Raw genomic sequence first — 21336 nt, forward strand, 5'->3', positions numbered from 1 at the left:
CCTATGCGGTTTGCGCTTGTGGCTGACCTCCGCGCATGGCACCTTGCAGTTGGTTTACGGCATTCATATTTGCGCCCTGCTGTGCCTGTGCTATAAGTTGAGGTGATACACCCTCCGGCACCTGTCCGGCTTCCAACTGCTCTTTCTGCGATTGGATAGACTGCAACAACTCGTCTGCGAATGGGAAATTTCCGGCTTGTAGAAGTTGCTCCAACGAGATTGCTTGCTGTTGCCACAACTGCATAAGGAAGTCGTTTGCCATAGCGCGATAAGCAGGTGTCGCGGTACTCGGCACGATTGAAAGGTCAAACTCAACATCGCGGATTTTTCGGGGGTCATACTCAATCTGAGTGCCTACGCGACCGGCAATGTTGAATACTCTCTTTTGGTCGTAGAACTGCTGCATATTCTTAACGTCCTTATATGCGGCATCGCGCACAAACTCGCTGAACGTGTCGAGCAGGTCAAGCAACGATGTGGTTGCATTCTGTGTCTGCTGATTGTAGAGCGCCGCAGACATTCCTGCATATCCGGGTTTGCCTTGCAATGCTCCATTCACACCCGATATGTCCTCAAAGAATTTGAGTTGTAAGTTGAGCAATTCGTTAATGCCGATATTGGTAGAGTTGGCTTGAACCTGTTGAGGCAGGTCACGGTGGTTCTTTGACGGAGTGTAGACAATAACACCATCGTGGCGGCTCCACATATCTGCAAAGTCCTCCGGCGACATTCCTTTTGGAATACAGTCGCTCGGTATCATCAACACACCTTTGGCCGATGCTCTCATAATCCAATCGTAGAGGGTTATGAGGCGGTTGGTGTATCGCTGTTGGTCGATTACATCACTGACAAACGAATGTATCTCGCCGTCAATGAAAGGATATGCCTTGAAAACGTATGGGTGGCTCTTGTGGTCGTATGGTGTTTCTCCCTCTTTCAGAATATCGCCAAATGGTGTGAGGTAGTAATAATACCAAAAAGAGTCCATAAACCACTCGGCACGGATTAGTGGAATATCTTCCTGCGGCATACCTGCGGCCAACCCCTGCATGATGCGCTGTGTGTTTTCTTCCACTACCATTTCTTTATAATCCTCAAGCTCAATCTTGAATATATCGCCGTTGTTATAATCATGACACCAATAGCGAGGTTTTGTTTCTTTGCGCCATACCTCAATCACACGGCACCGGCTTTCATCACGCGGCACAAGAAAATCCATTTCTGGGGACTGAGAGTAACCGAACTGTTCCCACGCTTGTGTCAGAACAATCTTTTCTCTTGCAGAACGGTATATCTGTGCGAGTTTCGCATAATCGGTGGGGGATTTGGCGAACTCATGACACACATCCTCGAAGCTGACATCATGTATTTCTCCTACGCAGGAACAATCCCATGTGCGGAAATCGCGCATATTGTTGTCAATGAAAAAGTTGTTGGGCTGAACATATTCCGTCCAACAATCTTCTTTGTCATTCATGCGACCGAACCATTTGCGGTGAACAATCATACCGGAGATTAAAAACTCCTCCATAGTTCGCGCATACAACTCGGTCATGCGGTTGAGCTGCATATTATATTGTAATACCGTGGACATCGTTTCAGCTAATTTCTGTTCGTCACGGTCACGCGCATAACAGGTCGGCTCTGTCGCTTGACTTCGATACACACCGATAACATTACGCACAAGTCGGCGTATGAGGTTATTCTTCAGCGGTATGTTGCCCTGCTTCATAATGTACTGCTCCTCGGTCATCTTCACTCCGTTCACACACACTATGTCGCTCCATTGGTCGCCGTAGTTATATCGCTTATTCCGCTCTCGTTCACGGCGAAAGCGATGCATATTTTGATATAGGGTTTGTGCTTGCAACAGAACATCAGTAGCCCTGCGCATATCATCGCCCTGCGCCTGTGCCCTTGCGATACTATCCATATCTTCAACACTCGCAGGTTTGACTTTACTTAGTCTATTTAATTTGATAGCCATATCGAGAGTATAAATTTGTGTCGGTGGCAAAGTTACTCACCACCGACACATTACCAACTTTATCTGTTGAGTTGCTGAGATTGTGGCTGCATGGCTTGATATTTCGAGTAAAACTCGTTCATCAAGGTTGTCAGTTCTGACATGGCCGATTGTTGGTTTTCCACAGTTTCGGCTTGCAGGACTTTCACCATGCCGGCACGGTACGCTGGGATTGTAGATGCAATGAGGGCAGCTTCTTCCGGGGTCTTTGATGTGAGCCACATTTTTGAGATACGTCCGAGTTGCTTGTCAAGACTGCCGAACCTCTGATAAAGTGTAAAGTCGGGGTCTTGTTGTAATGCCGCGTGTGCTTGTGCTGCGGCGGCATAATCGGTCTTAATCATAGCCCTTGCCTTTTCTGCCTTCTCGTTCACTGCCTTATATCGAGCCTCAAAGTCGGCGTAGGCTTCCTTTACTGCGGCATCGCCACGGCTCTCCAATCGCTCGGTCATTCTGTCCTTGGCCAACTCTTCGTATTTGCCGAGACGTTCCTCATCGCCCCAAGACCATGGAGCAAGAGGGGTGCCACGCTTCACCTTGTATTCGGCATAGCGCGCCGCCAACTGTTGCGGTGTCAGTTTGCTTGCCTCCTCGCCGTTCAGACCTATCTCATCAAAGTAGAGTTTGTCGAGTTGGCTCTGTGGTACTTGCAGCACTCTCATCACAAAGATAGCAGCCTCGTGGCTCAATGCCGGGTCATCACCGCAAGCATCGGTAATGGCAATAGCAGCATCGGTAAGGCTCTGTGGATTCATGCCTATGCCGGATTGTACCAGGAGGTTGAGAATGTCATTGACCGCCTCGGCGTTTTTACCACCAATAAACTTATTGGCAATGGTGTTGATGTCGCTTGCCAACGGCATATCCTTACTGAGTTGGTTTCTGCTCCATTCTCCGCTTGCCCACATATTGCCGAAACTGCTCATCACATCGCCGCCGGTCAGTCCCTCTATACTTCCGAAGTATGAATGAGTAATCACATCATCCCACATTTTGTCTTTTTCGGAAATATAATAGCCGAAAATGATGTATGGAAGATATGGACCAAGATTCCAAAGCCACTCAAGAACATAACCAAACGTAGCAAGTCGGATTACATCTTTCTTGATTTGTCTGCGGAATCGTTTCCGAGCTGCATCATTCGCTCTGCTATATTCGTCATCGGTAGCGCTTTCGGGGTCTATCTCCCAATCGCGCAGTATCTGCTTGGTCATGAACGCTACGCTCTTGGCTCGCTGTGCTGACGTAAGGTTGCGCTTGAGGTTTCTTGCGCCGTCATAAGTTTGGCGAGTGTACGACATTGAGGAGTTGCGGAATACAGTAAACAAGGTACTCAGCCAATCTTTATCTACCTGCATGGTCGAAAGGAAGGGCGACTCTGACGACTGCTGCGTCTGATTGAACAGTATCGTGGCGTCCTGCATGGCTCGCTTCTCTGCGGCGTCTGCCGGATAACCCTCTTTGAGATATTGGTTCAGTCGCGTTTCATACATCGCTCTTGCTCCGATGCTGACGGTTACGGCATCCACAAATGCATTCGGGGTCATACCGATGCGCGAGGATATTTCCATAACCCGGCTGCGCCACATCTTCCAATCCATATCCGATTTCAGCAGTCGAGGGTCTCCGCTGATGCGCGAGTGCCAGCGCTCGCGGAAGATGGGCAGGTTTTCCAAACACCATTTGAAGTCGCCGTAGGGATTGGCTATACTCTTCGCAATTGATTTCAAGTTAACTTCTGGTGCATAGGCAGGTGCGGAAAGGAATTGCTTTAATGCTGTGAATAATCTGAAGCTTACCTTGGCTGCTGTTACTCCTTTGGCAAGGTTAACAGCGTTTTTATTGAGCCTTGACACCGGTGGACGGTATTCTCCTGCAGCCATAAGACACAGGTCGTTGAAATTCTCCCATAACCTGCGGCCACCACCGTAGACCGTTGTCATGTTGATTACTTGGTTACGGAAACGCTTGTATGTGCGCAGGGTGTTAAGGTCGCGGTTCCATTCAGCGTATGCACTCCAATGTTCCATTTGGGTGATATGGTCGAGGATTACGCTCAATGCGTCTGCGCCTGTAATGTCGAGGGCGAGATTGTTCACACGGCGCTTGATGATACTGCCAGTCTTTGTTGTGATACCGTCCGGGCGGTTCTGCTGATTAACATCTTCCTCCTTATCAACTCGGGCATTTGCCAAAATCTTCAAGGGGAAATAGTTCTCAATAGCGGCCATAGATGCACCGAACATACGCTTGTGCGTTTCGTTGTACTCGTTACGAGTGGCAACAAGGAAATCGTCTTGCAACCAATCGCCAAGAGCCTTGAAACGTGGGTCGAGGAAGTTCTCTATATCTGCCACATTTTGCTCGGTGATACCCATGCGGCGCAGCTTCATACGTCCATCGGTCATTTTATCAACCATGTAGATGTAGAGGAGGTTGCCCTGTGTCAGTTCGTGGTCGCGCATTTCGCCGCCGTCCCAAAATGAAACAGAGGCTTTGGGAAGTTTACGCTCCATTCTGATGATGTCGCCCCACGTCTTGCTCTTGCCGAACAGTTCTGCGGCTTTCTCGTCAAGCTGTGCAAACTTATCTTTGATACCACGCAACTCTTTGTTACGACAATCAACCCAACCGCGCATGAAGCGGTTCCACAGATACCCCTCTCCGTTGGCGCTCTTGTTGCCAAATACTCGCATGATTTGGTCGAAAGTGCCGAGAGGTGCAAACAAGAATTGCACAAAACCATTATTGACAAACTTGTCTTGCCAATCGTCCTTATGGTGTTCGTTTGTTGGTCTGCCCTCCATGTCGGAGTTTGCATTGTGGTGTATCTCGCTGATACGAGCTTTCTCTGCCTCGCGGAATGCTTTTGCATTCTCAATACTGCCGCGCAGGGAGTCTGACAAGCGGCCTACAAGGTTGAAGTATGCCTCAGTACGCTCAATCTTATTCTTGCGAATAGCGTCCTCGGTAGTTTCAATGAACTGCTTGTAAGCATCATCAGTCATGCGCCCGGCGTCCCTATCTTCTTTAGCGATTTTAAGGCTATCGCGCAGGGCTTTCTCCTCTGCCTTGCTGTTAGCAATGTTCTGAACGTAGTCAAGTGCCATGTTGAGGCCGGCATATTCAATGGCGGCTTGGTCGGCAATGGTTTGGTCGGGGTCACTCATTCTGTTCAGAGCCTCGGCTATGCGGTCGGTGATGTCGTCCTCTGTGAGTGAGATTGCTTTTTTTACAACCTCCATTGTGTGTTGGCCGTCTACATCAAGAGCGCCCTGTACCTCGACACCTCTTGCATCGACCTTACTTCCACGGATAGCAAGGAGTTGGCGAAGCGAAGCCTCTCCGTTGCGTAGTTGATTATCGACCATGATGTCCATAATCTTCTGTACGCTATCTGCAATATCGTGCATGGCTGTGGCATTTTTGACTGCCGACAACAATCTTTGCATTTCGCCGGAGGTCATGCCGGAAAGATAGCCGTTTTGCATAAGGATACGTGCGAGGTCGGAAACACGTTTTACGGTGCTTCTGTCAAACATCGCTTGTGCGTTCATTGCATCAACGACACCGGCCTCAACCTTGCGGTCGGCACCGACAAAACTTTGTGCTGTGCCTCTGCGGTTACGCATGGAGTGTAACAGACTTTGCAGATTGTTGGTTACAGCCCTCATTGCATCGTTGCGCAGGGTGAGGTCTGCACTCTGATTGTTGCTAAGACGTATGGCCGCATTGGTTATGCGCTCCTCCAATCCTATGCTTTGGTCTTTCCAAATGTCGCTTGTTTCTCCATCGCGGAAACGTGCATCGCTCGACAATCCGAGTTCATCACGCTTGGCCGCATCACGAGCCATGTCCACATAGTCGCCTTTGGTACGCAGCTTCTCATGGCTTCGCCACAGCATATAGCGGAGTTCGTTGTCACCGAGTTTTACCCACTTCGGGAGCTTCAACGAGCCGAGGAATTTATTGATAGCCTCTAAGACTTTGGCTTTGAGCTTCACCCAAATGCCGCGTTCGGCTTTGGTGAAGTCCTCAAAACCTTTCTCGCTCATACGACCGAACATCTCATCAACGGCCACACGGCGGTGGTGTTCATACTCTTTGCCCGGCTCGTTCACAAAGCGGCGAGTAGCGTCCTCCTCGACCTGCTGTTTCAAATCGTCTTTGAGGTGATTGTAGATTTCATCGCAGAAAGCATCGTAGTTTTCTTCTCCAATCATTTCTCGCAGACCTTTGTGTGCTACAACCTCATGGAACACCGTTTCTGCAACGTCCTCGACATTCGCATTATTGGGGAGGACAATTACAACCTCGCCGGTTGCAGGGTCGTAGAAACCCTTGCTCCTGCGCATACGCGCCTGTCGCTCGGAATTGTCGTTTGTCAGCTCTTTAGTATCAGTCACAATGCGAATGGGAGTGTTGAATTTCTTCGACATTCTTTCAGCATGGCTGCTTTTGGCTTCGGTTGATGCTCCATACTCGCTGCCCAGCTCATACAACAGGCCGTCATCATTGGCGCTCCTTGTGTTGTTACCCTCAACGTTTACCACGTCAAGCAGGGTCGTACCACCAACCTTGTTGAGATTGTCTTTCAAGTTGCGGTATGCAACCATCTTGGAGCCTTCGTGTGTGAAGTCGCCGTAAAGTATTGCAGACTCTCCACCGAACTGAATGACACGCTCGGATATGTATCGGGCAATTTCGTCTGATTTAGTAGGTAACTTGGTGAATGGAGTGTGGATATTGCCGACAATTCTCCCTGCTCGTGAGAGTATGATAAATGACATCTTTGCTCGGTCGCCCATGCGCTGCGAGTTGAGGAATTTGGCAACATCTTCCGAACCGCGAACCAACGGCTGTTCCATTGGGTCATAGTTCGGGGCAAAAATCTGCTTGTCTAATGTGTGAACTGCAAGCGGACTTTCATTTTCGGGTACACGCTTTTGACCGACACCCGAAGTGTTGTCAGTATCGAATGTTCCGTATTTGCCTGTCTTTAGATTGATGATTACTCCATGTACCGGTACTTTTGATATATCGGCAATCTTTCTGAGCATCTGAACGTCCTGCGGCGAACACATGAGGTTGCCGCTCGGATGATTATGTACGAAGTAAACTTGGTCGGGCTGAATGCGGTTGTATGCGAGTGAAGCGGTAGGAATATCAACCATTGTGGCGGTGAATGTTCCCATGCCGAGTTCAACTACCGTAGGTTTACCGTCCTTAACGAGAACGACAAACGAATGTTCCTTTGCAGCATCTTCGAGAGCCGAGAATATAAACGCAACATCATCGGCGCTCTCAATCTTCTCTCCACTTGTGAAATTGAAAGAACCGCTTTCTCTGAATACTCGCTCTATAAGGCTGAACTCACCGGCTTCTTTGTCTAATCGACTATTATGTCGGTTGAGGCCGGTATCACCTTGCCGTTGTAGGTCGTTGGCTCCGCTCCGCATACCGACTTCATTGCCTCCTGCATTTTCTCCGCTGAAGTCAAAGTCGAATAAGCCGCCGTAACCTTCGGCATTTTCGGAGGTGTAGTTGATTGTTTTTCCGTCTTGCGTTTCATATCTGCTTGCAAAGTTAGCATTTTCTTCTGAATATGACGCAATAGGCTCACTCGCGGCATCTTCGCTATCCTCTTCGGTCAGTTCGATGTTAGAAGCGGCCTCTACCTCTTTGTCCAATTCTGCATACTTGGCCTCCTTAGCCTCCATTTCCGCTTTCATCAAGTCCTCGTATTCACTGAGTTTTTCCTCAGCTTTGGCGAGTTCCTCGGTGAATTTGAATGGAACACCGTCACGCGCTGATATGGATTGCAGTTCTGCGTTGTTGCGCTCGATTGAACGCTCCGCAGCTTCAATGCGCCCACGGAAGTCCTCGCCGCTAACAACATCATTCAAGATTTCTGTTACAGCATTCTTAATGACATTGCCCTTTACCGGCATGGCTTCTATTCCGAGTTCGGGACACGAGTAGGTCATTTTTGCAGGAGCGGAGTAGAACAAATCGCCCTGCTGACCTTGCTTTGTTTCCCTATTGATTTCGGTGTGAACATGGAAATTGAAGCCTCCAACGGAGATAGTGATGTCGGACGTTGCCGGACGAGAGGAGTAGCCCGATTTGCGGACTTGCTCTTGCAGTTCGGCCTTGCGTTTGTTCTGCTCGGTAAAGAAGTCCTCCATTGCCTCAACTGAGGGATAAGAGAGTTTGTCAACAGTTATGTCGCCAACCGTGGCGGCCTCAACCTTTTCAAGATAAGACTTGTTTTCGGCGATGCGCTTCTCTGCCTCTTTGTTCTGCCCGGCTATCTGACGCTTGCGGTTGTGGATATAGGTTTGGTCGGCCTCCCACGATTTGCGCTGTGCAGTCAGTTTGCGAACCTCTTTCTCAATCTGATTTTTCAGCATGGCATACTCGGAGCCGGAGAGCTGTGCGGTGATGTCGCCAAACAGGTCTTGGTCCTCCTCCAATGCACGGTTTTCCATTGAGTTCTCCATGAGCTGCTTGCCATTCATGATGCTGTCGGCAATCGCACCTTTGGTTTTCAGACGCTGATAGGCTGTAACGTCAAGGCTGTCCTCCACACCGAAACGAAGCACACGAACAGGAATGCCCCATTCATTGTGCAGGTTACCCTGTCGCAGAATACGGCCATTTCGCTGAGTGTAGTCCATAGGTCGATTAGGTGCATCAAGGTGGATAAGCGTATGGAGGCGCTCTTGAATGTTCACACCTGTACCGAGTGTGAATGTACTGCCCATGATGACACGAACCTCACCGGCATTCACTCTGCTGAAGATTTCGAGCTTTTTGTTTACAGTCATCCCCGATTTCATCACGACAATCTGCTCCTCTGGCACACCTGCAGATATGAGTTTCTTGCGAATATCCTCATAGAGATTAAAGCCGGAAACCTTGTTTTGGTAGTTGTCGGCAAAGATAGCAACGGTGCCGTTGTAGTCTTTGGCTTCTTCGAGGGTGCGAAGTGTCTGACGCACGGCCTCATTGGTCTTGCTGTTGGGGTCGTCCTCCGCATCTGACTGAACGAGTCGAGCATCAACGGCGGCGGCTTTGGCAATACCGTACATCACAAGGGGAATATGACTGTTCTCTTTCTTCTCCTTGCCGCTCATATTATCGTAAGCGTCAAGTTGCTCCTTGACAAACTTCATGATAGAGCGCAGTGCGCGTGTCTGAGGCAGGAAGATGTCTTGTGCTTTGCCGCCCTCCATTTGAGGTATCTTGTCACTTACACCTCCGGCCTCGCGTGTCAGCACGGTGTCGGCCACGGTAGACCAAATGCGCACAAGTTCGGGCAGGTTTACATATCCTGCAAAGCGATTGTTCTCTTTATACTTGCCGCTTGTGGAAAACTCCAACATCTGTTGCAGGTTGCCAAAGTTACGTACAAAATCATCGAAGTAATAAATGCCGTAGTCTTTCATCACATCGGCCGACATAAGATAGCGCATGAACGTCCATATCTCTGCGGCGGTGTTGGAGATAGGTGTGCCGGTCGCAAAAACAACATTCTTGCCGCCGGTCTTTTCAAGAACGGACTGTGTTTTGAGGAACACTCCCTGCGACTTCTTACTGAAAGACGGGTCTACACCTTTCACACCGCGCTGCATGGCGGTGGCAAAGCCGAGGTGCTTGTACTCGTGAGCCTCATCGACAAGGATAGCATCAATGCCCATGCTGTCGAAGTCCTCGACATCATCAGTAGCACGGTCGAGCATTTCCCTCGCTTTAACTTCTGCATTCTGTCGGGTCACTGCGGCTTTCTTAGCGTCCTTTTCTTTCTTCTTGTCGGTGGCTCCACCGTTGGCAAGTTGGCTGATTTCGTCTTTCAGCTTCTCAATCTCACGCTCGGCGGCACGAACAATCATGCTCCTTCCGTCCGGGTCTGCATCTTTCATCTGGTCAAGCACAAGCAATTTTTCCTCAATCTTGTCTTGGATAAATTGCGTCTGACGCTCAACGCTATCGGGAATACGCTCGAATACGGATTGAGGCACGACAATCATGTCCCAATCATTGAACTTGATTTTGGCATAGAAAGCCTTGCGACCCTCTGCGTTGCGGTCTGCATCTTCAAGGGTCAGCACTTTGGCATTAGGATAGAGAGCCTTTGCACTTGCTACAAATTGGCCTACGGTGGCATTCTGCACCACAATCATAGGCTTGCGGGCAGTACCGAGGCGGCGCATCTCCATTGCTGTTGTAATGAGGGTGTATGTCTTGCCGGTGCCGACCTCGTGAGCCAACAATACAGGCTGTGTCGTTGCGCGGATTACGGCCTTTGCTTGGTGCGGACGTAGACGGAACGGACGACCGCCTACCATTGTGGCGGCTCCGCCGAAATGCTCCGGCACAAATTCATCGGGAATTGACTTAGGCACGGAGTTGTTGAACTTCTCATTGTAGACTTCCTCCATGCGCATAGACAACTCCGGGTCGTTCTGCATCTGTTCACGCGCCCAATCCTTAAAGTCCTGTCGTATCTCATCAACCTTTGTTGCGCAAGCGGTTGTGGCCGCAGCATCGGTTTCGGTTGTAGTGGTGCCGTCACTATTCTTGGTGGTCTTGCTGACGGTGATTGTCTTGTTGGTGATTGCCGCCTCAATGAGCTTGTGGCCGGGGATAAGGATACCGAGGCTTTCACTACGAATGCCCATTTCCTTATTCTTAGGCTCGTCAGTCCAATACGGTTCACTCATGTGCCATGTACCACCGGCATTAGTAAGACGGACGTTTAAGTCGGTGCGCTCCTTGACAAAACGCTCATAGAGCTTCGGGTCTACCCATGACGAGCCAAGAGTAAACTCGATAAGATGCGCAGGGATATTCATAGGCACAACGGCCTCCAATGCTTTGATGTTGGCATCGTATGCACCGTTGGCGGCTTCGTTGGCTTCTCTTGCTTGGCGCAGCTTCTCACGGACGTTGCCACTAAGGTATTCATACGACACCTCCATTTGGCCGGTTGTCGGGTTCTCGAAGCCTAATCCGCTCTCGATAATTTCCTGCTTGACATCGGCCTGTGACTTGCCTAACTGTGAGGCGAGATATTCCGGGTCGATGCGGCCATACTTGTAGAGGCTTGCAATGATACCGTCCTTGACGTTTTTCGGAGCGGGTTCGCTTTCCTTTTCAACAACACGGCGACTGAAGATGTCGGTCTTGCCGTAGGTCTTAATCTTCGTGCCGTCCTTGCTGCCTTTTTCGGAGTAGGTTTCAAGAGCCACAATGCTTGAAAAATCAACATCATTGCGCAACCATGCAAGATTGTTGTTCTTGTTGAGGTTGCCATATCGGGCTACAAAGGTGTCGTATGCGCTGTTGAGGCGGTCGAGAAGCGGTTGCAGTCCTGCATCATCGTTATGCTCCGTCTGATATTTCAGCACATCGGCCAAAGCGTTTTTAAGGTCGGTGTAATCGGCAAAGCATTGTTCTTTGGTGCGTCCCTTGATTTTGTTCTTATTGAACGTCAGAGGCACGGCACTACCCATTCGGGCAACGCAGAGATTGCCGTTGCTGTCGGTCACCATGCTTCCCTCCTTGACATCTTTACCGAGAGCCTCGTTGATGTGAGTGGTCTGTTCTGCGACTGCGGTGCCTTGCTCCTTACTCCAATCCATTTCGGCAATGTGCTGAACCCAAGCGGCCATTCGTGCCGGTTGGTCGGCTGTTCGTGTCGGGAACAATCCCATAGAAGTAGGTCGGTAGGTGTCGCCCTGCTCAAAGCCAAAGAACATTTCGCCGCCCATGCATTCGGGATGTTCAATGAAATATCGGTTGATGAGCATCGGCAGGTCTTTCGTCTTGCCTCTATCGTCCTCGAAAGACGCGGTTCTCACAGGAGTAACCGTGCTTATGTCTATTGCATTTGCGCTCTTGCGGCCATTCACACGCTTACGCACAACGATAATGTCAGAAGTGGCCGCTGTGCCTCCGAATGTTTGATTGTTCATGCGGAACACACCGACAACATCTGCACAGCCCTCCTTGTCGCCAACGAGCCAGTTGCGTAGCTTCTGCGATTTGTCGAGTGTGCCGCTCGATGTGATGAAGATACCGATACCACCCTCACGGAGCTTGCGCACGTTCTTAGCAATACAGAAGTCATGAATATCGCGGAATTTCTTAGAGAGGTCGCTGTCGCCGCTTTCGTCCATGACATGAAGGCCGGTGACGAAAGGCACATTGGTAATTGCGAGGTCTACCGAGCCATTTGCGATGCGAGTTTTCTCAAATCCCTGCACCTCCACCTTTGCGTCTGGGTAGAGCAAGGAAAGAATGCCGCCTGTGGTGTTGTCAATCTCCACAGCATGAATGTTACTGCGTTCGCTGATTTCGGTAGGCATCAGTCCGATGATGTTACCAATACCGGCAGAACCCTCTACGATGTTACCGCCCTTGAAGCCGAGAGCCTTTGCAATATCCCACATGGCATCAATGACCGGCGCAGGAGTGTAGTAGGCGCTGTTGCGGCTCATGACCGCAGCTTCGTATTCTTCGGGAGTAAGTATTTCGCGGAGTCGCTTGTTGATAGGATTAGGCGACCATGTGCTTCCCTCATTGAAAGCAGAGCCAAGACCACCCCAACCACTATAACGGCGCAGGACTTCCATTTCTTTGGGAGTGGCCGTTTCGCCGGACGCGAGTAATTTCTTCGCTACCTCAATGGCGGCAAGGTTGGCATCAATACGAGCCTTTTCACCTTTCGGGGCATAGTCTACACCACGCTCGGCATGGTTGTTGCGAATATTCTTCGGCTGTGCTACGCCTCGTTCGCTCTTATGCTGTTCAGATACTCCTGTGCCTCGCTTGGTGTCAGACACAGTATGCTCTCCACCACGTTGAGCCATTCTTCCTCCGTCAGTTCGCTCAGCTTCATGTTCTGCGCTCGTTCCCAACGGTTCATTAGGTCGCGGTTGCTGTCCCCCTCGCCCGGCTGTTTCGGGGCGAGCTTGTACGTCAGTTTTCTCATGTGAATTATTTTTTGGAGTTGTTGAATTATTCTCTGCCTCACGCTGCTTTGCGAGTTCGGCCTCTACTTCCGGGGTAACGGTGAAAGGCGACTCTCCGCGCTCCAACATATCGGCCATATCCTTGACGAACTGAGCGGAGTCCTGTTTAGGCTCGGCCTCGTCAAACAGACCGCCGAATAAATCATTCATCGGCTGTTCATCGGGTATGCGTGATTTCTTTGGGGCTTTTAACTTGGCGACACGTTCAGCCATTTGCACCATATCCTCGCCCGGTTGAGGTGTAAGAGGAGTTGCAGGTTTGACCACATCTTCGGGGAGGTAATTGCGGGCCTCGCGGCGAATGGCCGTAAGCAGTTCATCATAGGTGACATTGGAGGCTGCCCAACAATTACGCCCTATGCGTTCAAATGAAACATATCCTTTTTCATCTGGCCACTCAACACGGTACATTATTCTATCCGTTTTTAGATTATCTCCTCGTCTACGTGAGTCTTGCTCTGCAACCGGTTCAAGACCGATATACATCTTGAGATGTCTGCCTTCGTTAAGTGGCAGGGTTATATAAATTTCCCCACCTGCAGGTGCAAGATTTGCTCGAACAGTTGTACCTTTCTTTACGTTCTTTCGCCCAAGAGGTGTTGTAGCACTCGTAACTTTGATGTCAATTCCAAGGTCTTTAACAATCTGTTTGGCAAGATTGGTAGCGTCTGATACAGCTTTTTTCTCTGCTGTCAGCATATAACCATAACTCTCATGGAATTTGGAGTCATCTTCCACTGCCTCATAGTAGCCGAGGAGGGCAAGTTGCTTATTGACATCCTCTATTTCTTTGTCGAGGTCACGAGAGAGTCTTTCGGCATCTTGCTCAGTTGTTGCAACTTCGAGTTCACTTTCGACTTTGCTTGCAACAGCCTCTGCTTTGTCTGCAATAGCTTCTGTATCTGCTGATGTTTCGTCAGCCTCTTTTTTTCTTTGCTCATTTCGTTGGTCTTTGAGGGTTTGAATTATTTGGTCGGTATGCTGCTGTGAGCTTTGCTCATCAACAATATGCTGAGAGGTGGCGATGATATCTTTGGCTCCGGGCTTGTCGAAATTATAAACGTCAAAAGCCTTGACTGTCTTTCGGTCGTCCATTTCCTCATCCCATCCGAGTTCTATCACCTCCTCCATGTTCTGCGCGGCGGCATAGAGAGATTTGAGGTGAGGACGCATATCATCGAAGATGTCGGGCAGCTCGTCTATCATCGCCTCGCAGTAGTCGGCAAAGGAGCGTAAACCGCCTTTCATCATAAGATATGTCATACGCGTACCCATGCGCAAGACTTCTGCATCCATTTGTTTGGGCTGTGGTTTGCCATAACCCTCGGCACTCTCCTGTACTATATCATCACCTTTGCCGAAATGGTTGCGGAGGTTGTCACGCAGGTTGTTAAACTCGTCTGCGTCCTCATCGCTAATCCATCTGCGTTTTTTCGGTTTGGTCTGTGTAGGTTCTACCGGCTCGGCATGGTCGCTCAATTTGGTTTCTCCTTTAGTAGATAGGTCGGCCATGACACCTTCAACGTTGACACGATTGACAGGCGCTTTCTTTGGCTTATCGCTTGCAGGTTTTTCCATGTCTGCAAGCGACAGCGGAGCCTCGTCTGCAACCTCGTCCTCGCTCTTGCCGACAATATCCTTGGCAAAGGCTTTCGCATCGTCGGCACTACGGAGCATCCAACCGCGCGTTTCACGGTCGTACCAACCTTTGAGAGCTTTGGCTTTCGCACGTAAGGTGGACAATTCCTCTTTGGAGAAATCGCGGTCAAAGGTCACAAGGTATGTGTCAAGCGTCTTGCCCTGCTTGTTGGTGTAGGGCTTAGGCTCGACTTTATAACCCTCGCCGGTGATAGCGGCGGCAGGTTGTGTCGGTTGCTCAACAGGAGCTTCGTCTGTGATTTTGCTGACGGTGGAATAATCGGCGAACGGTTTAGTCTTGCGGTGGCTCGACTGTACCCATTTGTTGAAGTCCTCGATATTAGTTTCGGAAATTCGCAGTCCGGGGTGCGTCTGTCCCCATGTAGCATCATAGTTGGCAAGGTAGGCGCTCATGGCCTCGTCCTTATTGTTGAAGCCAAGCATAACCTTGTGTTCATCGAATGAGCCGTCTGTATTGGTTTGGTCTACGACATACACCTTGCGGCCATTCCACATATCCATGTTCTCATGCAGGAACACATCTATATGGTCGCCGTCAACACCCTCTGTACCTTTGATGTAGCCGTAGGTGTTGGCCATAGTGGTACTCCATTCCTTACCATCTGCATCAATACCTTTGCGGACGCTGCCAGCAGGGTTCTCGATTGTGATGTCAAACTCGCCAATGGTAATATGGCCTTTCTTATAATTTCCTGCCTCAGCTTGCGCCGGAGTAGGCTCGGTGTTCACCTCGGCAGATGCGGCCTCAACTGCGGCCTGTACCGTTGCAGGTGCGGCATCTGTGGATTGAGGTGTTTCGCCCTCTACTGCTTCGACTCCTGCTGTGCTGCTATCATCTGAAGCTCCTGCTCCACTGTCGGACGGTTCTGTTCCTGTCGGAGTTTGTTCTCCGCTTGCAGGTGGTTCATTGCCTCGGAGTTCCCCTCCTTGGCTAACTTGATTGCGGAGAGCCACATCAGCACCTCCATTTGCGACATCGTTGTTTCCATTCTTCGCCGGTTGATATTCAAAGTTTAATACTTGGTTAATGACTTCCGCAAGCGGATACTCGGTTGTGTCGGCCTCATCAAAGAGGGTCGCGGCCTTTTTCCCTTGTGCAAGGTCGTACATTTGATTGAAATAGGACGCGATTGTCGCTTGCGACATATCGGTTGCCTTATACATAGCGGCCAAATGCAACGCAAAGTTACTAAAATTATCGGCCGGCATATAATGCTCAAATCTATCATCAAGGGCTATCGTTTGTTTGAAAGCTTCAACGGCTTTCAAAACCTCCTCCATTTTCTTTGCGTTGGCAAATGTGGGGTCGGACATCAGTTGATTGTAGACAATAATAGAGGCTTGGATTTCGGGTAACATCTTACCGGCGAAAGGCGAGTCCATATCACGGAATGCCGTTGCGAGGATTGCGCGTTGTGCCTTGGCCGGAAGTTTGTCAAACATTTCTTCCAACTGCTGTGATGCACCCTTGAATACTGCTTGATAGAGAACTTTCTGCAAGTCGTTCTTGGCCTCGGCTGTGAGATTGCTCTTACTATCAAACGCAGATTGGAATTGAGTATTGCTGATAGCGCCTACTTGGTTCATCCATTTCATAACCTCAGTACCGTTGCGGTCTACGAGTTGGCCGAAAGACACATCTTCTTCGCCACTGCTGAGCAACATATTGGCAAACGTCCGCATATTGTCGCCGAGTGTTTGGGCAACATTCTTAGGCTTGATACGCTCGATGCCGCCACTCTCGGTGTCCTGTGCGGTCATTTGGCCAAGACGGATAGCCTCAGCATCATCGACATCGAGCATATTGACGAGGACAGGGTTCTGCATGGCGTTCACGGCCTCTGGGTCAATGCCAAATTGCTCTGCGTTGTCAATGAGGTACTGTTTATAGGTCTGCTGCTGTTGAGGCAGGTTGCTCTGCCACAGGTAGCGGAGTGCATCAGAGCGGTTGTTGCCTTGAATGACCTCGCCACGAGTATTGACAGTAGGAGCGCCGGTGTATGCCGTAACGCTGCCGGTGATTTCTTTCGGACGAATACCCTCGGCCATTTCTTTTGCGGCGAACATAGATACAGCCTCCGTGCGATTTTTGGGCTGTGCCTCCTCAATAAAGAACATGGGGTTACGCTGTCCCTGCACATGGGAGGGTTGCAACTGCGAAGCCTCAATGACGGCAACACGGCCTTTGGGCAGGTCTTTCTGTGAGAACTTGACCTCAACCTCATTGCCGACAACACCCTGCACAGGCTCTTGACGAGTGAACATCTGACCGCTGAAACGGCGCACACCTCGCTTACGGGCATTTTCGGGTGTGTCCATGTGCCATTCGGGAATTCCCTCCAATGCCTCGCGTTCAAGTCGTGCGGCTTCTTCTCGTGCCTCTCTCTCGGCTTTCTCAGCCTCAGCACGTTCAGCGGCAAGCCTACGAGCCTCGACCTCCTGCTGTGAGCGGATTGCACTCTGACGAGCGTTTTCAACTCCGGCCATGCGCTGCCACTGCTCATATTCGGCTTGTGCCTTTGTGAGTTCAGCGGTGTTGGCTTTCTTTGATGCAAGTATCTCAGTCGGGGTCTTGCCTTTGGGTTTGAGCTTCTGTGCTTTCTCAAAAGCCTTGCGTTTCTCCTCGACCATTGTGTCGGCAATCTCTTTGGCTGTGGCCGCATCGCCCTCAGAAAACTCAACAAGAGCGTCCCAACCTACTTCCGGGCTTTCGGCCTGTTCAAAGATAGGTTCGTTCTTCTCATTACGAGGAATGCGTTGCAGAGGTGTAGGCTCTGCCTGTGCTGTCAAGTCGGGCTGAGATACATTATCTACCTGCGGAGCTTCGTTAGTAGCAGGGGCAGGAACGACAACATTTCCATCATCGACAGATTGCTGTACGTTTTCAATAGGAATTTCAGTTTTGGGAACGGTTTCCGTGATATTTACACCTGTTTCCATAGGATTGAGGGTTGTTTCCTCAGTTTTGGGAACGGTTTCAGCGTCTACGGGAACAAGTTGTTGCTCCATAGCCCTGCGCTGTTGCTCGTACTCGTATGCCTCAAGCATACCTCTACCGAAGTCGGTCAGTCTTTCGGCATCGGTGCGCAACTCGCTTATTTTGGCAGTCAGTTCACTATCTGAAATCCCCTGCGTTTCATCTATACCAAAAGAATATCCCTTGTCATAGTCCTCAACATTGGCTACACCTTCTTGGGTCGGCCTGTTGGGGTCTACGGGTTGAGGTTCGGCAGGTTGAGGCTGTTTCACTTCCTGCGGCTCATCGGGAGTGTATTCAGAGAGAATGTTGTCAAGTTCATGCTCTGATGCGTAGTGGAGTTGTTGCAGGTCGCCCTCAACATAATACTCGTGGTTGCCGTTTTCATCGACAAAGCCGGTAAGGACACCGCGTGTTTCCGTGCCGTCAGAGTTGCGTATCTTGATTTGGCCTGTTGTGTACTTTGGTTGAGGCTCGGCCGGTGTTTCGGCTTCGGGTGCAACATTATCTTGCGGCACTTCAACCTCAGCAGGATAGCCCTCATAAGACAGAATAGCATCGGGGGACACCATTTCAACCTTACCTGTTTCGAGGTCACGAACGACAATAGAGGCATCGCTACGTTCATTGTCAATCATTGTGCCGTCCTCCATCATAACGACACGGCCACTCAATACCTCAACAGGGCGGTCTTGGTATTTCATGACGGCACGGCCAACAGGCTTCTGTTCGCCTCCGGGCTGATGCGGGTCGTATTCGGGTGTTGTGGGATTATCGAAACGAGGGTCAATAGGTGCATCGTTTGTGGGTGTCGTTGCTTCGGGTTCGTCAGTCAGAAGTTTCTGATTGGTGATGTCCTCGGCTTCTGCGTCCTCAACAGTATTACGCTCTTTGGCATTTTTGGGGATAAGCTCATCAAGATATTCATCAATGGCGGTTTGCTCAGCTATTGTGCGGCGGTTGGCCTCTTTGCGGATTGCATTGTCGATGTCCACACCATATTTGTCATTGATGCGGCCTCTCATGTTGTCGGTAACACTTGTTTCCTCAAATTCGCCCATTGCCTCAGTTACCTTCCGGAGAATGTTCTGCTGAGCCTCGTCAAACTGCTTGTCGCCGCCACGAAGGTTGTTGCGCCGTGCTTCTTCACAGGTACGGTAAACCTCAACCATATCCCAACCGTTTTCAGCGGCAACGGTGCGGCAAGCCTCCTGCAAACGGTTCTCAAAGTCGGCAGTCTGTTGATAGCGTTCGCCGATTTCTATGTGGTTCAGCTCTGTTTGACGTTTGATGCGCTCCAATTCAAGGTCTGCGGCCTTGCGGCTCTTGAACGAACGAGAAGTGATTACACCATTGGCACCCTGCGACTCTACAATAAAGCCTCCCTCGCCGTCCTCGATGAGTTCACCTTTCATAACGGTAGACTCAGGGAGCTTGCGCCCGGTGGCATAGTAATACATCTTGGCTCTTGCAGCCTCGCTGATACGAGGGTCGGTTACCATGTCTGTAAGACGGCTGACGATTTCGGGAGCATTTGCGGTAATAAGTTCACCTTTTGTCGCATCGCCGGTACGCTCTGCGCTCTCAACGAGTTCACGCAGGTCGCCATAGCCATGTTTGCTAAGTTCTGCCGCCTCGTCCTTTGTAAGTGACAATCCACCGTCAGAGGGAGCGTCCATGCGCTGACGCAGACGGCTCTCGAAGTCTAAGCGGTTCTTGCGGCCATTGGTCGGGCTGTCAAACGAGGCTTTGAGGTCGCCGAGGACGTTGCCGGCACTCTTTATCATGTGCTTGGCCTTGAAGCCAACCATCATAGCCATGTTGTCAGTCCACACGTCCATAGCATCGCGATTGCCCTCAATCCATTCGGGAACGGAGAAGATTGTACCCTCAAGCATTGTGGCGCCGGAGTAGACTCCTGCACGTTCCATTACCTTTAAGCCGGTGCTTGATGTGCTGCGCACAAGTTTGTCGGCCACATTACCCGATACAGGAGTAAGCCAACCGATAGCACCACCCATGAGAAAACCATGCGCAGCTTGACCTGCAACAGCGGAGGCAGAGTAGCCCTCGTTGAGGTATCGGCCAGTATCGTCCTGTCCGACAATGTGACCGCCATGCGCAAATTGGGTTTCCATTTCTTTAATGCCCTCAAATGTGCCAAAGTTGGCAGCACCTCCGGCGATACCACCGATAACGCGACCTGTCATTGAGGTTGCAAACTGACGTGTAGCGGCATTGGTGACTGCGGCAGTAGCTCCGCGACCTGCGAGGACACGACCACCGGCCCACATTGCACCACGAGTTGCCATACCTCCGACACCTGCGGACATCCATGTAGTCGGGTCAAGAGCGAAGCCTGTAACCGTACCTGCAACATCAAGTATTTTGTGACCGTCTTGGCGATATTGTTCATTCGCTGCCTCATACGCGGCCATATCGCCTGTTTTCTTCACACGATTAACCGCTATGCCTTTGCCGATATTCGTAACTAAATTCATATCGCCAACCTTGCGCATGAAGTATTCAAGATTGCTCTTAGGTAAGTTCTTTTCTACAGCAAGGTGATACATTCGCAAATCTGACTGCTGTCGGGCAAACTCTTTGGCTTTTCCATACAGCACAAGGTCATCAACACCGGGATTGCGGCGGCGCAGCATCTGATAGCAATCGTCTATAAGAGATTTCTGACCCTCCTCGCCAAGATTGTTCCACGCATTATCCATTAGGACATCCATGTCATGGGTAGTCAATCTATCGGTGAAGTTGTCAACGGTTTCCATTTGCTTAAAGGCAACCGCATCAGTACTGTTCATCGCAAAATTCTGCACATTGAAATTGGCTGCTTCGCGATTGCGCTCTGCCTTTGCATTGTAGGCGCTCTCTGCGGCCGACCATGCCTGTTCTGCTGCGTTTTCCCCCTCGGCAGGATTATGACGTTGCCACAGATACGAAAGTTTTTCGTCAAACTCACGCTGTAAACGCTGTTCCTTTGAACGCTTACCTGCTTCCGTGTTGTTTTCCCACCAATTATGATACTCGGTGTTAGCGTGGCTCTGCTCCATTCGGGTGCCGACACGCTCACCCTGTGTAGTGTAATAGTGGGTTTCCATTTTGCCGGTCTGAGGATTAAACTCACGCTCACCCATAAATGCACCGGGGCGATTGCCTTTCTCGATACCCTCCATACGCTGCTTGAACTCCTCGCCCTGCTTTTTAAGTCGGGCATTAGCTTCGTCCATCTGCATTTGGAAAGCTCGTTGTTGCATAGGAGTAGGCTTCCAACCCTCCGGCTGTGCCGGTTGAGAGGAAGTCTGAACTGTGGGCTGTACCGATGCTTGCTGAGCCGTGTTGTCGGTCACAGGCTTAACGGTCGATGTCGTCTGCTGAGGTTGTGCCTGTGCTTGAGGTTGCGCAGGTGGAGGAGTGACAGCGCCGATGTCCTGTGAAAACGTATCGAAGTCGGGGAGAGAGTAAGCCCCCTGCATATTATTGTAGAACCGCTTGCGCTTCTCCTCGTCCCTCATGTCCTGTTGGAATGTATCGAAGTCGGGCAATGAAAAATGTTTCAAACCATTCTGATACAATCTGCGTAAATTGTCATTGGGATTAGCCATATTATATGATAATGATTG

Annotated in this window: 2 protein-coding genes; both read right to left on the reverse strand. The window is 50.3% G+C overall.

The window, feature by feature from the left end; genetic code table 11:
* Position 1: 1 nt before the first annotated feature.
* A complete protein-coding gene (locus tag FDZ78_RS11765) occupies positions 2-1987 on the reverse strand; it encodes a hypothetical protein (RefSeq protein WP_123398025.1) in 1986 nt (661 codons plus the stop codon).
* A 59-nt stretch (positions 1988-2046) separates the two neighbouring features.
* Complete coding sequence (locus FDZ78_RS11770) at positions 2047-21318, reverse strand: helicase-related protein (protein ID WP_136408612.1); 19272 nt, start codon at positions 21316-21318, stop codon at positions 2047-2049.
* Positions 21319-21336 lie beyond the last annotated feature (18 nt).

Origin of the sequence: Duncaniella sp. B8 (assembly GCF_005304985.1) — a bacterium.
Lineage (GTDB): Bacteria > Bacteroidota > Bacteroidia > Bacteroidales > Muribaculaceae > Duncaniella > Duncaniella muris.

Coding starts and splice junctions, on each gene's coding strand:
- FDZ78_RS11765 (WP_123398025.1), bottom strand. CDS start 1,987: ATGGCTATCAAATTAAATAGACTAAGTAAAGTCAAACCTGCGAGTGTT.
- FDZ78_RS11770 (WP_136408612.1), bottom strand. CDS start 21,318: ATGGCTAATCCCAATGACAATTTACGCAGATTGTATCAGAATGGTTTG.